Raw genomic sequence first — 13,552 nt, 5'->3', positions numbered from 1 at the left:
CGCTTCCAAGCCCAGGCCGAGGGTCAGAATCTGGGTGCCGTCCATGTCATACCTCCTGTCGTCGTGGAGGTCATATTCTGGCCCAGCTCAGGGGGCGAATTCCACACCCAACGACGAAGAGCCCTATAAGCAAACCCCGAGATAGCCACGCTTCGCTCGCTATGACACAGGAGGGGGTTCTCGCCACGACACAACAGCCTTGTGCACGCCTCCCATCACCGTCGTCGCGAGGAGCGCAGGCGACGTGGCGATCTCATACTTGCGGTGGACTTTTCCCTCTACCGTCATCGCGAGGAGCGCAGGCGACGTGGCGATCTCATACTTGCGATGGCACTTTTCCCTCCACCGTCATCGCGAGGAGCGCAGCGACGTGGCGATCTCATACTTGCGATGGCACTTTTCCCTCCACCGTCATCGCGAGGAGCGCAGCGACGTGGCGATCTCCTTGCTATGCTCTCTTCTACCGCCCCCAGACCACAAAGTGCGGGTTCAGCGTTTGTTTAGGGTTGGCATAGTTGAGCGGCGTACCGTCCAGCTGGGCGACGCAGCCGCCGGCCTGCTCTACCACGGCCTGGGCGGCACCGGTATCCCACAGGCTGGTCGGCCCCAGGCGCGGGTAGACGTCGGCCTTGCCTTCTGCCACCAGGCACAGCTTGAGCGAGCTGCCCATGGGGTGCAGCTCGTGTTTGCCCAGCCTGTTGAGCCAGGCTTGCAGTGCCCGGCTGGGGTGAGAGCGGCTGCCGACCACGCGCCAGGTCTCGCCGAGCGCCGGCTTGGCTGCGGCGTGAATACGCTGGCGCGTGCCGTCGGCTTTTCTTTTATACGCGCCCAGCCCCAGCGCGGCCGCGTAGGCGGTTTGTAGCGCCGGGGCCACCACCACGCCCAGCACCACGCGCCCCTGGGTCACCAGCGCGATATTTACGGTAAACTCGCCGTTACGCTTGATGAACTCCTTGGTGCCGTCCAGCGGGTCCACCAGCCAATAGCGGCCCTTTGCGTCCGGACCGTCAAAGCCGTCCACGTCCTCTTCGGACAGCACGGGAATGCCGTCCTGGCGCTCGGCAAGCTCCTGGACAATGATGTTATGAGCCGCTTTATCCGCTTCGGTCAGCGGGCTCTTGTCGTCTTTTTCTTCCACGCTGAAGTCGCGCGCGTAGATATCCATGATGGCGTTGCCTGCCCGGCGGGCAATGGCTTCAATCGACTCCAGCAATCTCTGGTCTACTATTTTCATATCAGCCGCCTTTGTCAGGTCACCGAAGCCGCCGGCATGTCGATTGGCCGGCGGCGATTGCTTGGTACCCGTTTCGGGTCGCTTTCCCTCTGTTACCAACTAGCGTATCAGATCACGCTCGCGCAGCACGGCAATCACGGCATCGGCCGCCTCTTCTTCGCTCATGCCGGCAGTGGGCAGATGAATTTCCGGCGCCTCCGGCGCCTCGTAGTCCGAATCAATGCCGGTAAAGTTCTTCAGCTCGCCGCGGCGGGCCTTGAGATACAGACCCTTGGGATCCCGGGACTCGGCGACGTCCAGGGGCACATCCACGTGTATCTCGATAAATTCGCCGTCGTCAAGCAGGTCCCGCGCCAGCTGGCGCTCATCACGAAACGGCGAAATAAACGCCGACAGCACGATCAGCCCCGCATCCACCATCAGCTTGCCCACTTCGGCAACCCGGCGGATATTTTCCACGCGGTCGGCATCGGTGAAACCCAAATCGCGGTTGAGGCCGTGGCGCACGTTATCGCCGTCCAGCAGATAGGTATGTTGCCCCTGGGCGTACAGCCGCTTTTCCACCAGGTTGGCAATGCTTGACTTGCCTGCCCCCGAAAGCCCGGTGAACCAGAGCACCGCCGGCTTCTGGTGCTTGGCAGTGGCGCGCGCCTGCTTGTTGATATCCACGTGCTGCATGTGGATGTTGTCGCTGCGCCGCAGGGCAAAATGCAGCATGCCCGCGCCCACGGTATTGTTCGTCATCCGGTCGATGAGAATAAAGCCGCCGGTATCCTGGCTCTGCTCGAACGCGTCAAACGCGACCGCCTTATTCACGCTCAGCGTGCACACGCCGATGCCGTTGAGCTCCAGCTGCTTGCCCGCGGTATGCTCCAGGGTATTGACGTTGATCTGGTATTTGATGTCGGTCACGGTAGCGGATACCAGCTGCGTGCCCAGCTTCATCAGGTACGGCCGGCCGGGCAGCAGCGGCTCGTCGTGCATCCACACCAGCGAGGTTTCAAACTGGTCGGCGGTGTGGGCCGGCTGGTCAACGCCGGAAATCACGTCCCCGCGGGAGATGTCGATTTCGTCTTCCAGCAGCAGCGTGACCGACTGGCCGGCCACGGCCTCGTCGAGATCACCGTCGAAGGTATAAATCCGCGACACCTGGCTGCCGCTGCCCGAGGGCTGAACGCGAATCGCGTCGCCGGGCTTTACCACCCCGCTGGTAATCATGCCGCTAAAGCCGCGGAAATCCAGGTCAGGGCGGTTGACCCACTGCACCGGCATGCGCAGCGGCGCCTGCTGCAGCGCTTCGTCCTCGATCTCGACGGTTTCCAGGTAGCCCATCAGCGTGGTGCCGTGGTACCAGGGCATGTTGGCGCTTTGCTCGGTGATGTTATCGCCCTTGAGCGCCGACAGCGGAATAAAGGTAATATTCTCGAGCCCCAGCTGCTCGGCAAATTCGCGATACTCGTCGACGATGGCGTTGTAGCGATCTTCGGCGTAGTCCACCAGGTCCATCTTGTTGATCGCCACCGCCACGTGGCGCATCCCCATCAGCGCCATCAAGAAGCTGTGGCGCCGGGTCTGGGTCTGGATGCCGTGGCGCGCGTCGACCATCAGGATCGCCGCGTCGGCGGTCGAGGCGCCGGTGACCATATTGCGGGTGTACTGCTCGTGCCCCGGGGTGTCGGCCACGATGAACTTGCGCTTGTCGGTGGAGAAAAACCGGTAAGCGACATCGATGGTGATGCCCTGCTCGCGCTCGGCGGCCAGGCCGTCGACCAGCAGCGCCAAATCCAGCTCGTCGCCCTGGGTGCCAAACTTGCGGGAGTCCGCCTCGATGGAGGCCAGCTGGTCTTCAAACAGCAGCTTGGACTCAAACAGCAGCCGGCCGATCAGCGTGCTCTTGCCGTCGTCCACGCTGCCGCAGGTGATAAAGCGCAAAAGCCCCTTGTGCTCGTGCGTCTTCAGGTACTGGTCAATATCGTCGGCGATCAGGTTGGATGCGTGCGCCATTAGAAATACCCCTCTTGCTTTTTCTTCTCCATGGACGCGGCGCTGTCGTTATCAATCACGCGGCCCTGGCGTTCTGACGTATGGGTGAGCAGCATTTCCTGAATGATGGCCGGCAGCGTATCGGCGTCGGACTCGATCGCTCCGGTTAGCGGATAGCAGCCCAGGGTGCGAAAGCGCACCTTGCGCATCATGGGCACTTCGCCGGGCTCCAGCGGCAGGCGCTCGTCGTCCACCATGATCAACGTCCCGTCGCGCTCGACCACCGGTCGCTCGGCGGAATAGTAAAGCGGCACAATGGGAATGCCCTGCAGGTGGATGTACTGCCAGATATCCAGCTCCGTCCAGTTGGACAGCGGGAACACGCGGATGGACTCGCCCTGGTGCCGGCGGGTGTTGAACAGCTTCCACAGCTCGGGGCGCTGGTTTTTGGGATCCCAGCGGTGCTGCGCGGTGCGGAAGGAAAATATCCGCTCCTTGGCCCGGGACTTTTCCTCGTCACGCCGGGCGCCGCCGAACGCCGCATCAAACCCGTACTTGTCCAGCGCCTGCTTGAGGCCCTCGGTCTTCATCACGTCGGTATGGATCGCCGAGCCGTGGGTAAAGGGGTTGATGTCTTTTTCGATGCCTTCGGGGTTGACGTGGACCAGCAGCTCCATGCCGCTTTCTCTGGCCATCCGGTCGCGAAACTCGTACATCGCGCGAAACTTATAGCGCGTATCCACGTGCAGCAGCGGAAACGGCGGCGGCGCCGGCGCAAACGCCTTGCGTGCCAGGTGCAGCATCACCGCGCTGTCCTTGCCCACGGAATAGAGCATCACCGGATTTTCCGTCTCGGCGACCACCTCCCGCATGATCTGGATGCTTTCGGCTTCCAGCCGTTGTAAGTGGGTCAGCGATGTCATGTCATGGATTTCCTTGATTGATAAAGCGTTCTTCGCAGTCTGCTACACCAGGGCTATTGCCCCAGCACCGGGATAGAAAATTATTGCCCCAGCCCCGGCGGCAGTGTGGGGAAACTGTTCCCCCAGCCTCGATATCAGGGTGGGAGCGCACTTCAGTGCGCGAATGCAGGCCGCAGGCCTGCCATCCGCCTGGCGGCACTTCCATCGCTGACTAAAGTCAGCTCCCACCACCTTCTGCTGCCACCAGGGCTATTGCCATAACCTATTCCCAAAGTGGAAAACTATTGCTCTCCCCCCGGCACCAGGGTGGGGAAACTATTGCCATAGCCCCAGCGGCAGGGTGGGAGCGCACTTCAGTGCGCGAATGCAGGCCGCAGGCCTGCCATCCGCCTGGCGGCACTTCCATCGCTGACTAAAGTCAGCTCCCACCACCTTCTGCTGCCACCAGGGCTATTGCCATAACCTATTCCCAAAGTGGAAAACTATTGCTCTCCCCCGGCACCAGGGTGGGGAAACTATTGCCATAGCCCCAGCGGCAGGGTGGGAGCGCACTTCAGTGCGCGAAAGCAGGCCGCAGGCCTGCCATCCGGCTCCCACCGGGTAGAGGGCTGGCCGCCGCAGTACGACCTCACTCACTTCCCCTCAGCCTGAACACATAAAATTCCGGCTGCTCGGCAAGCCAGGCCTGAATCTCCGAGCTCGCCGCCAGGTCCGCGCCGTGGAAAACAAGCCCTGCCGGGGCGTTTTGCGCCAGCGCCTCAAAGGCCAGCAGGTAGTCATCGGCGACCGGCGGGTGTGCCAGGCAGCGCATCCACAGCCGCCCGCGGGGGCCGTGAAAATACAGCTGATATACCGGGCGCTGGGGGTGCCGAATACGGCGCGCCCCGCCCTGCCAGCGCTGGGTGGCCCGCGGCAGCCGCTGCCAGATCGGCGCTACCGTCTGGCGGAGCCAGCGCCCGCGGGACGAGCGCTCGGCGCCCCACTGCTCAAGCGGCCAGGCCGGGAGTTTCAGCCCCTCGTCTTCCCACCAGTGCTCCACGCTGCGCCGGGTGAGCGTAACGCCCTGCTCGGTGCCAACGTCCGCGGCCAGCGCAGCGCCGGTCCAGCCCGGCTCGTCTGCCGGCGGCGGCGCTTCCATCCGCTGCCAAAGCGCCTGCTGCACGCCCGCCGTCAAGCGCGGCGCCCGGCCCCGGCGGCGCCCGCGTTCGCGCACCGGCACGGCGGCCCAACCCCCCTGGCAAAACGCCTTCCACGCCGCCGTGACCGTGGGCGCCGACAGGCCGGTTCGGCGCGCCGCTTCGGCCACCGTGACACCGTCCAGGCGCAGCCTGACGGCTTCCAGACGGCGCTCGCTAACCGATTCAGGCGAAAAATGTTTTATGCTCAACCAAGTTATAACCTGTTGTTTATAAACGCTTATAAAAAATTTAGCGCAGCGCTTATGATGCCTTCATGGACGCCATCATAAAAGCCCGCGTAACATACGGCAAGCCAGCCTACCGTTGTTAAGGATATCGTCATGATGGCCTGGGCCGTTCTTGTTTCCCTGTGCGTCTTCCTCGCCGTGCTGGTCAGCGGGCGCGTCAAGCCTGCGACCGCCTTCACCGGCCTTGCCACGCTCTACCTGCTCACCGGCCAGGTGGATACCGCGACGCTTTTGCGGCAATACACCAACCCGGCGCTGGCCACCCTGCTGCTGTTGCTGCTGGTCTCTCTGGCGCTGGAGCGCTCGCCGCTGCTTGACTGGCTGTCCGACCGCCTGCTGAGCGGCAGGCCGCGCTTGGCAACGGCCAAGCTGATGGGGGCCGGCGCGGTGCTGTCGGCCTTTCTCAACAATACCGCCGTCGTCGCGGCGTTTCTGGGGGCCGTTTCGCGCCAGAAACGGCTGGCGCCTTCGCGGCTGCTCATCCCGCTTTCCTACGCTTCGATACTGGGCGGGGTCACCACGCTGGTAGGCACCTCGACCAACCTGGTGGTCAACTCGTTTTACCTGAACGCCACCGGCGAGGAGCTGGGCATGTTCCAGTTTGCCCTGGTCGGCCTGCCCGTCGCGCTGATATCTCTGGGCGTACTGCTTTGGCGGGCGGGCAAGCTACCCAGCCATCCGGCAGAGGACATCCACGACCGGCTGGCCTACTTTCTCGCCGCCGAGCTCGCCGACGACTCGCCCATGGCCGGCAAAAGCATCGAAGACAACGGCCTGCGCAGCCTGGAGGGCCTCTATCTGCTGGAAATCGAACGCGACGGCAGGCTTCTGAGCCCCGTTGCGCCTGAGGAGCTGCTGGAAGCCGGCGATACGCTGGTGTTTACCGGAGAGGTGAGCAAGGTACAGGCGCTCAAGCGCTTTCCCGGCCTCAGGCTATTCGGCCACCAGGCGAGCGACCTGCTGGCCACCAACCTGGTCGAGGTCGTGCTGTCGCACCAGTCGGAGCTCCCGGGCAAAACGCTGCAGGAAGTGGACTTTCGCAGCATGTTCAGCGCCGGCGTGGTAGGTATCAGAAGGGGGGAAAAACGCCTGGAAGGCCAGCTGGGGCATATCCCGCTGCGCGTGGGCGACTGCCTGCTGCTGGCCGTCAGCGCGGACTTCCGCCAGCACCGCAACCTTGATCGCAACTTCCATCTGCTAAGCGGTAGCTTTACTCGGCCGCAGCTTGGCCGGCGGCAAAGTCTCATGGCGCTGGGCGGCTTCGCCGGCGTCATCGGCTGCGCGAGCCTGGGGCTAGTGCCTCTGTTTCACGGCTTGCTTCTGCTGATGGCGGGGCTGCTCGCGACCCGCATTCTCACCGTGGACGAGCTCCGCCGGCGCTTTCCCTTTGCGCTATGGCTGATCATCGGCTCGGCGCTGGCCATGGCCCAGGCGCTGGAAAACTCCGGCGCCGCCGCCTTGCTGGCTCAGGGCATGCGGCAGCTATTCAGCGGCTACGGCGTGTATGCGGCCTTTGCCGGCTGCTATGTGTTTACCCTGCTGCTGACGGAAACCGTCACCAACAACGCCGCCGCCGCGCTGGCTTTTCCCGTTGCCTGGAGCACCGCCCAGGCCTTCGGCGCCGACCCGCTGCCGTTTACCCTGGCCGTGGCCTACGGCGCCAGCGCCTGCTTTTTCATTCCCTTCGGCTATCAGACGCACCTGATGGTGTACTCCCCCGGGCGCTATCGGATCAGCGACTTCCTCAGGACCGGCCTGCCGGTAAGCCTGACCTACTCCGCCGGGGTGCTGGTGCTCACGCCGCTGGTGTTTCCATTCTAGCCGGGTGAGCGCTTCGCTTGTGAATGGTTAGTAGTGAGCGCCGCTTCGCGGCTTGTGAATTGTTCTTCTCACCACTCACTATTCACCATTCACCATTCACCCCACTAAAGATGCAACCCACACTCCCGCTGCATGCCGAAGAAGCGGGTTTCTTCTTCGGTCATGCCGGGCTGCAGGGGCTGGCTGGTGTGCCAATCGCCGACCGAGGTGTAGCCCTGCTCCCACAGCGGGTGATAAGGCAGGTCATGCTCGGTGAGGTAGCGGTGTACGTCGCGGTTGTGCCAGTCGATCAGCGGATAGACCTTGTAGCGGCCATCGTCACGCTGCTCGACTACCGGGCGCTGCTCCCGGGTGCTGGACTGCTGACGGCGCAGCCCGGCAAACCAGGTGCCCACGCGAAGTTCATCCAACTTGCGCTCCATCGGCTCGACCTTCATCAGCCGGTTGTAGCGCGTCAGGCCTTCCTGGCCCTGTTCCCAGAGCCGGCCATGGCGCATCTCCAGGTGCCCCGGTGACAGCACCGGACGCGCCACCTTCAGGTTGAGGTTCAGCCGCTCGGCCAGCTCATCGACGAAACGGTAGGTCTCGGGAAACAGGTAGCCAGTATCCACCAGCAGCACCGGCATGTCCGGTACGATGCGTGTCGCCAGGTGCAGCAGCACGGCTGACTGGATACCGAAGCTGGAGCTGAGCACGAAGCTGCCGGGCAGGTTCTCCAGCGCCCACTCGACACGCGCCTCAGTCGGCAACGACTCAAGCAGTGCGCTCGCCTGGGCGGCGTCGATCTCACGCTGTAAGGCCGATAACGCCATAAGGGATTCCTTTCGAATACTGGGTATGGGCCTAGGGTAGCGTCGCAACTCAATATCCAAAAGGAATCAATATTTATCTTTTAATACTCGATTAATCTATGGTTGCCTCGGCGGCCACGCCCTCGCGAACTGAAACCGGGGCGCGGGACCGCGACTTCTCCTCACCTTCAAGCCACTTGACTCCCAAAACGGGAGAGGCCACACTTACCCCCAAACAGGGAGAATCCATGCGAGTCATTGCCAAGCGCACCTTGAGAGAGTTCTGGGAACAGGGTCACAGCGACGCCAGGACACCGCTCACCGAGTGGCACAACATGATGCTTAAAGCAGCATGGGCAACCCCGCAGGAACTGAAGGCCGAAATACGCACGGCCAGCATCCTCAAGGGTGGCCGAGTCGTGTTCAACATCGGAGGTAACAAGTACCGAGTTATCGTGGCCATCCGCTACACCCAGCAGATCGCTTGGGTGCGTTTCGTTGGTACACACGCGCAATACGATCACGTCGATGCGGAGACGATATGATGCACATCACACCCATTCACAACGAGGCTGACCTGCAGCGTGCATTCGCTCGACTGGAAGCGCTGTGGGCGGCAGAAGACGGCACCCCGGAAGCAGACGAAGTGGAAGTGCTCTCTATCCTGATCGAGAAATACGAGGACCAGCACTACCCCATCGGGCCTTCGGACCCGATTGAGGCCATCAAATTTCGCATGGAGCAGCAAAGCCTTTCACAGCGCGACCTGGAGCCCTTCATCGGCCCAAGCGGTCGCGTCTCCGAGGTGCTGAACCGCAAGCGCAAGCTCAGTCTACGGATGATAAGAAGGCTCCACGAAGGCCTCAAGATCCCCTATGAGAGCCTGATGAGTGAATCTGCTGCATGACAGCGGGCATCCAGGCGCCCGTGGATCCACGGCCCAAAGCGCGCTGGTGAATGCTCATCCCTCATCATCATTCACCATTCACTATTCACCATTCACACCTGACCACTCCCAGCCCCGCAGCCCGCTCGGCCGCAGCCTCCGCCATCCCCCGCGCCGCCTCGGGTTGCTCCAGCAGCCAGGTGATGCAGCGCTGCCAGTCGCCAGGGTCATCTTCGGCGAGCAGGCCGTTGACCCCATGCTCGACGATCTCGGTGTAGGGCGCGCGATTCGAATAGACCCCCACCCCGCCCATCGATGCGATATCCAGGAACTTGATGAATGACTTGCCCCGGTTGAATGGCGTATCCAGCAGTGGCGCCAGGCCGATATGCACCCGGTGGCGCGCTTGGTAGTCGCGAAACTTCGACCAGGACAGCGGCGCCGGGCAGTGGGTGCGCGGCAACTCGGCAAGCACGGGTGGCGCATGTTGGCCCAGCATCAGCTCCAGCTCGCTATCGTCACGCTCCCGCTGCAGCGCCTCAAGCGCCGGTGCGATCTGTTCAAGATCCGAAAGATGCGCTCGGGTACCATGAAAACCGAGCCGCCAGGGCTGCTCTGCCGAGGGGGCGGCAGCGAAATGGGTGAGATCCGGTAACGGTGCGATCAAGGGCGGTGTCATCACCCTGACGTTGCCATGGCACTTTCGCAACCGCTCGGCCAGCCCCGTGCTGCAGGCTACCACCTCATCGGCCAGCGCCAACAGCCGCGGCTGCTGCGCCGCCGCCCTGGCCATACGCGTCCGGTAGGCAGCAGGAAGCGTCTCGTCGGCTGCCGCGGCCGCCAGATCGTCATCGATCACATAAACGATTCGCCCGAAGGCGCCACACTCGCGCTCCAGCCAGCGCAGCGCCCCCTCCGGCAGGGTGCGGCACAGCACCAGGTTGGCCCCGGGCTGGCGCGACAGCACCCAGCGCGCCAGCCGCCACCGCCAACCACGCACATCCAGCCGGCCGCCATCGTGACCCTCACAACGCAAATGGGGCGCGACCGACTCGAGAAAGTAGATATCCTCGGTCGGCCGCGCCCCATCGCTCAGCACCAGCCAGCGCTCACGACTTACCATTCACAATTCACCATTCACCATTCACCATTCACCACTCACTACTCACCACTCCCCATTCACCAGCAAAGCACTCAGCGCAACGAAAAATCCTCATGCACCAACGTCAGGTTAGGGTTATAGGCTGGGTCGGTATCCAGCGCCCTGCCCCAGGTGCGGCGCATATACTCGGCCTCGCCGTTGGCGCGGGCTCGCTTGGCGGAACTGTCATCGGCCCCGCGCGAGACCGACTCATGGTGATAGAGCTCGGCGTAGGGGGTCCACAGGTTGCGGTAGCCCGCCTCGCGCACCTTCAGGCACAGGTCAACATCGTTGAAGGCGATCGATAGGTGCTCCTCGTTGAGCCCTCCGACCTCTTCAAATACTGACTTTCGCACCAGTAGGCAAGCACCGGTGACCGCCGACAGGTTGTGCGCCAAGTGCAGGCGGGTGAAATAGCCCGGCGCGTTGCGGTGGAAATACTTGTGGGCGTGGCCCGCCACACCGCCGATCCCCAGGATCACTCCCCCATGCTGCACGGTATCGTTGGGGTAGTAGAGCTTGGCCCCCACACAGCCGATCTCCGGGCGGCACGCCTGGCGCACCATCTCGTCCAGCCAGTCGGCATTGATCGGCTCGATATCATTGTTGACCAGCCCCAGGATCTCGCCACGGGCATACAGCGATCCATAGTTGTTGATCGCCGAATAGTTAAACGGCTCATTCCAGCGCAGCACCCGCACTCGATTATCGCGCTCGGAAACCTCGTGCATATAGTCCAGGGTAGCGCGGCACTGGCTCTGGTTATCGAGGATCAGCACTTCCAGGTGGGGATAGTGGGTGCGTTCGAGAATCGCATCCACACAAGGCTTGAGGATCTCCACCCGGTCGCGGGTCGGAATCAGCAGGCTGACCAGTGGCAGGCGCCGGGGTAGCGGCCAGTGCACCCGGTAGGTATTGGGGTAATGCCCCGCCTCGACCCGCGCACCGGGCACCCGCTCACGCAGATGATCGCGCACCGCCAGCAGGCCGGCATCGGTGGTGTAGCTTTTCTGCTCGCTACCCAATGCCGTGGAGCCCGCCGCGGCACGCCAGTGATAGAGTACATGGGGAATATGCACGATCTGCTCGGGCAGCAGGCGTGCCGTTACCCGCAGCACCAGGTCGTGATCCTGACTGCCCTCGGTGCCCTGACGAAACCCGCCCACCTCGCGTACCAACCCGGTACGATACACCCCCAGATGCGAGATATAGTTCTGGGCCAATAGCAGGTCGGGGTTCCACTGTGGCTTGAAGTGCGGATCGAAGCGCTCGCCCGCCTCGTTGAGCTTGTCTTCATCGCTATACAGCAGACCGGCATCCGGATGGCGGTGCAACGCCTGGGCCACGCGAAACAACGCACCCGGCGAGAGCGTATCGTCGTGATCCAGCAGCGCCACGAACTCACCCTCCACCAGCTCCAGGGCGCTATTGCTGGCCGCGCAGATATTGCCATTCTCCTCGCGAAACACCACCCGCACGCGCGCATCCCGTTCGGCATACTCGGCCAGTACCTGGCGCACCTCGGGATCGGTCGAGGCATCATCGACAATGCACAGCTGCCAGTGCGGGTAGGGCTGTGCCAGCACCGAATCCAGACACTCGCGTAACCACTCGAGGCGCGGATTGAAGACCGGCACCAGCACCGAGATCAGCGGCGTGTGCGGCAGCTGGTCGATCACCCGGCGTGCCCGCTCGGTCGTGAGCTCACGGCGCCCCTCCAGCCACTTACGGTAGCTATAGCGCGCGGTACGTCGCTCGAAGGTGGCTTCGTATTGCTCAAGGGCAAACTCGCGCCAGTGTCGCCCCGCCTCGCGCGCCTGGCGTTTCAGCAACGGCAGCACCTCGGCCTTGGTGACGCCGCGAAACTCGTGGTGCATATTGGCCAGGCGATGGGCCAGGCGATCGTGGGCAAACCCGGGGCTCAGCCAGGCAATACGCAGATGGGTGATGGTAAAGCGACCCTCGCACTCCATAGGATCGAAGCGCAGGCCCTTCAAGCGCCGCGGCACATAGAACAGCCGCTTGGTGACCCGCCCGCTCTTCAGCGGCAAATAGAAGCAGAGCTCCTCGTTTAACCCCTTGCCGGTATCCAGGTAGAGCTTGACCGCGGCGCTGGGCTGGTCGTGCTGCATGGCGACCTCCAGCATCTGCCAGCCCGGCAGCGGCAGTCCGCGCTTGAGCAGAAATTGGGGGTCGTCACCGGTCGCCTGCCACGCATAACGCGAACCCGGTGCGTCTACAGGTAGCAACTGGTGGTGAGGCGTGAGCCGATCAAGCGGAAAGCGCGCCAGAAAGGTTTCATTCAAGCCATGGGCCAGCCAGTGCGAGCTCTTGTCGAGGCGTTTGCGATTCCTTGCGTTCATCTTCCATCCGGTTTCGGTACCCGACGCGGCTTCAACGGAAACCACTGGCCAGTGAGGGAAACGCGGCATTGTACCTGATCACCGGGCTTGAGTTTTACCGGCAGATGAAAGCCCACATAGCCTCCCCGCGGCGGCAACAGCCGACACAAACCAGGGCGCAGCTCTACCGCGGTGACGGTATCCAGGTGCTTGCCGTTAGCCCATACCTCCACGACCACTGGCTCGTCACTCTCACCTTCCCACCATGCCCAGCCAGCGATACGCCCCGGCTTGACCTCCACCAGGCGCGCATGGGCCCAGGGCGAACCCTCTTGGTGCATCGTGTAACGCTGATCAAATAACGCTACGGCCTGCTCATACAGGCGGATATCGCGCTTGTTCAGCTGCTTCAGCTCGGCCTCGTCCTCGGCGGAGATCTCATGCACGGCATCCAGGCTTTTCTTGCCGCGATTATCTTCACGCTGCGGAATCGCGAGGCCATAGCGGGCGTTGAGCAGTTTCAGGCTATCGGTGTAGCGCTCGGTCAGTCCGACAAAGCCCACGGCCTCGACATCCACCCCATGCAGGATCTTGCTTTGCCGGTTATGCATTATCGGCCGTGAATAGAAATCGTGGAAGCTGCCCTTGTACTCGTAGTGACGCACGAAGTGGGCATATTCGGAAGCCATGCGCTGCAGGGGGTCGCGCAGGAACGTCAGCGTGTTACCTACACCGAAGAGGGAAACGAAGCGGCTGGCATTGACATGCCCCCCCACCATGGAAGCCCCTTGCTGGGCGCAGGCGCTCCTGAAACTCCAGAAATCTTTGGGTTCTGCATAGAGGGTATCAACGACCACCGGCGTGGTAGCGGGTGACTCCTTGCCGTAATCGTAAACAACGTTTTCGCGATTGAAGTAGCGCTCGGCACCAAGGCGAAAGCTGGTGCCGGCAGTCTTGGGAATATGGACAAAGGATAACAAGAAGGGCCACTCTACCTAGATTGAA

The 13,552-nt window shown here is 62.7% G+C and carries 11 protein-coding genes; 3 read left to right on the top strand and 8 right to left on the bottom strand.

The window, feature by feature from the left end:
• Positions 1-460 precede the first annotated feature (460 nt).
• The 4 genes from cysQ to RS027_RS11520 all read right to left on the bottom strand — a co-directional run bounded on the left by cysQ (position 461) and on the right by RS027_RS11520 (position 5,527).
• Positions 461-1,234, bottom strand: coding sequence for a 3'(2'),5'-bisphosphate nucleotidase CysQ (cysQ, locus tag RS027_RS11535; protein WP_311957059.1), 774 nt, complete (start codon positions 1,232-1,234; stop codon positions 461-463).
• A 99-nt stretch (positions 1,235-1,333) separates the two neighbouring features.
• Positions 1,334-3,238, bottom strand: coding sequence for a sulfate adenylyltransferase subunit CysN (gene cysN / locus RS027_RS11530; RefSeq protein ID WP_311957057.1), 1,905 nt, complete (start codon positions 3,236-3,238; stop codon positions 1,334-1,336).
• Entirely contained in the window at positions 3,238-4,140 is a 903-nt protein-coding gene (cysD, locus tag RS027_RS11525; RefSeq protein WP_311957056.1) for a sulfate adenylyltransferase subunit CysD, read from the bottom strand. The genes cysN and cysD overlap by 1 nt, the downstream gene beginning before the upstream one ends.
• A 628-nt stretch (positions 4,141-4,768) precedes the next feature.
• Positions 4,769-5,527 carry a helix-turn-helix domain-containing protein gene (locus RS027_RS11520; RefSeq protein WP_311957054.1) on the bottom strand — a complete coding sequence of 253 codons (759 nt, stop codon included), beginning with the start codon at positions 5,525-5,527 and terminating at the stop codon, positions 4,769-4,771.
• Positions 5,528-5,659: 132 nt separating this feature from the next.
• Between RS027_RS11520 and RS027_RS11515 the strand changes: the two genes are divergently transcribed.
• Positions 5,660-7,387 carry an SLC13 family permease gene (locus RS027_RS11515; RefSeq protein WP_311957053.1) on the top strand — a complete coding sequence of 576 codons (1,728 nt, stop codon included), beginning with the start codon at positions 5,660-5,662 and terminating at the stop codon, positions 7,385-7,387.
• Between the two features lie 104 nt (positions 7,388-7,491).
• Here the strand turns inward: RS027_RS11515 and RS027_RS11510 are convergent, their stop codons facing one another.
• Positions 7,492-8,199, bottom strand: a complete 708-nt coding sequence (locus RS027_RS11510; protein WP_311950759.1) for a phosphoadenylyl-sulfate reductase — start codon at positions 8,197-8,199, stop codon at positions 7,492-7,494.
• Positions 8,200-8,426: 227 nt separating this feature from the next.
• Here RS027_RS11510 and RS027_RS11505 point away from each other — a divergent pair, with 227 nt between their 5' ends.
• Positions 8,427-8,723, top strand: a complete 297-nt coding sequence (locus RS027_RS11505; RefSeq protein WP_311957051.1) for a type II toxin-antitoxin system HigB family toxin — start codon at positions 8,427-8,429, stop codon at positions 8,721-8,723.
• Complete coding sequence (locus tag RS027_RS11500) at positions 8,720-9,085, top strand: helix-turn-helix domain-containing protein (protein ID WP_446497137.1); 366 nt, start codon at positions 8,720-8,722, stop codon at positions 9,083-9,085. Before RS027_RS11505 ends, RS027_RS11500 begins: the two co-directional genes overlap by 4 nt.
• Positions 9,086-9,170: 85 nt before the next feature.
• On the opposite strand, the gene RS027_RS11495 is transcribed toward RS027_RS11500, so the two are convergent.
• The 3 genes from RS027_RS11495 to RS027_RS11485 all read right to left on the bottom strand — a co-directional run bounded on the left by RS027_RS11495 (position 9,171) and on the right by RS027_RS11485 (position 13,527).
• Positions 9,171-10,187, bottom strand: a complete 1,017-nt coding sequence (locus RS027_RS11495; protein ID WP_311957049.1) for a glycosyltransferase family protein — start codon at positions 10,185-10,187, stop codon at positions 9,171-9,173.
• A 71-nt stretch (positions 10,188-10,258) separates the two neighbouring features.
• Entirely contained in the window at positions 10,259-12,568 is a 2,310-nt protein-coding gene (locus RS027_RS11490) for a glycosyltransferase family 2 protein (RefSeq protein WP_311957048.1), read from the bottom strand.
• Positions 12,565-13,527: a sulfotransferase family protein gene (locus tag RS027_RS11485; protein WP_311957046.1), complete on the bottom strand. Its 963-nt coding sequence runs from the start codon at positions 13,525-13,527 to the stop codon at positions 12,565-12,567. The genes RS027_RS11490 and RS027_RS11485 overlap by 4 nt, the downstream gene beginning before the upstream one ends.
• Between the last annotated feature and the right edge of the window lie 25 nt (positions 13,528-13,552).

The sequence above is a fragment of the Halomonas garicola genome (genome assembly GCF_031935715.1).
GTDB lineage: Bacteria > Pseudomonadota > Gammaproteobacteria > Pseudomonadales > Halomonadaceae > Vreelandella > Vreelandella garicola.
Note: the sequence above shows the minus strand (reverse complement) of the source record. Positions and strands in the feature narration are given on the sequence as shown.